This is a genomic window from Endozoicomonas sp. ONNA1, assembly GCF_024606325.1.
GTDB lineage: Bacteria > Pseudomonadota > Gammaproteobacteria > Pseudomonadales > Endozoicomonadaceae > Endozoicomonas_A.
Genome location: NZ_JAHHPN010000070.1, coordinates 1 through 1,329, shown reverse-complemented (window position 1 = coordinate 1,329; position 1,329 = coordinate 1). Strand labels below are relative to the sequence as shown.

The window sequence follows — 1,329 nt, the reverse complement described above, 5'->3', positions numbered from 1 at the left end:
CCTTCTGAAGGGATTAGTAAAGTAGAAGATATGCTGCGTGGCACCATTGAGATTGAATGGTCTCAGGTGGATATGCAGGTTCTGGTTAAAGCGGACGGTATGCCTACTTACCATCTGGCTAATGTGGTCGACGATCACCTGATGGGGATTACTCACGTCATCAGGGGTGAGGAGTGGATCAGTTCTGCCCCTAAGCACCAGCTGCTTTATCAATACTTTGAGTGGGATATGCCAAGGCTCTGCCATATGCCGTTGCTGCGAAATCCTGACAAGAGCAAGCTGTCCAAACGTAAGAATCCAACCAGTATTACCTATTACCGGGATGCCGGTTACCTGCCAGAAGCGTTGCTGAACTACCTGGCTCGTATGGGCTGGTCGATGCCGAATGAGCGTGAGAAGTTTAACCTGGAAGAGATGGTTGAAAACTTTGACATCCAGCGTGTCTCTCCGGGTGGGCCAATTTTTGATCAGGAAAAACTCTCGTGGCTGAATGCCAGCTGGATTCGTGAAGAGTTGAGCACCGAACAATTTGCCGATCGCCTTCATAAATGGCTGCTCAACAGTGATTATATTATGAAGTTCCTGCCATACGCTCAGAGTCGTGTAGAAACTTTGGCTGACTTTGCTCCCATGGCCAGCTTTATGTTCTCTGGCATGTTGGAACTGTCAGAAGAAGACTTTGTGCATAAAAAGCTTGAGCCGGCTGAGGTAAAGAAAGTGTTGCAATTCACTCTTTGGAGGCTGGAGCAGCTCAGGCAATGGAATAAAGAAAACATCTTTGCTGAGGTGAAAACTCTTGCCAAAGAGATGGGGCTGAAGCTGGGTGATTTTAATCCTCCTATTTTTATTGCTATTGCTGGCACACCCAACTCCTGGTCGGTGATGGACTCCATGGCCATTCTGGGTGCAGACATGACTCGTGCTCGTCTGCGTCACGCGGTCAATGTTCTGGGTGGATTGTCCAAGAAAGAAACCAAGCGTTTTGAAAAAGAGTTCAGAGCGCTGGGAGCTGAGTTTGAGTAAATCTGGCTCATTCCTCTCAGAAAAAGCTGGATTTTTCCGGCTTTTTCTTCATCAGGGGTAGAAGGTTTGTGCGAGGCTTGGGTGATAAAGCGTCCAGCGAAAAAAAACTATATAACTAACTGCTTCGATTAAACATTTTTTCATAAGTGAGCTTGACAGTTCAGGGGGGCATCCATATCATTCGCCCTGCGTTTCGGGGTAGCCAAATAACCTCTCAGAAAGAGAGGGGTGAGCCGAATCATTGAGAACTTTTTTGGGGCTATAGCTCAGCTGGGAGAGCGCAACACTGGCAGTGTTGAGGTCAGC

Annotated in this window: 1 protein-coding gene; it reads left to right on the top strand. The window is 47.7% G+C overall.

The window, feature by feature from the left end:
* Positions 1–1,023 (top strand): glutamate--tRNA ligase (locus KDK19_RS01460; RefSeq protein WP_257291199.1); only part of this gene is annotated, 1,023 nt, incomplete at its 5' end.
* Positions 1,024–1,329 lie beyond the last annotated feature (306 nt).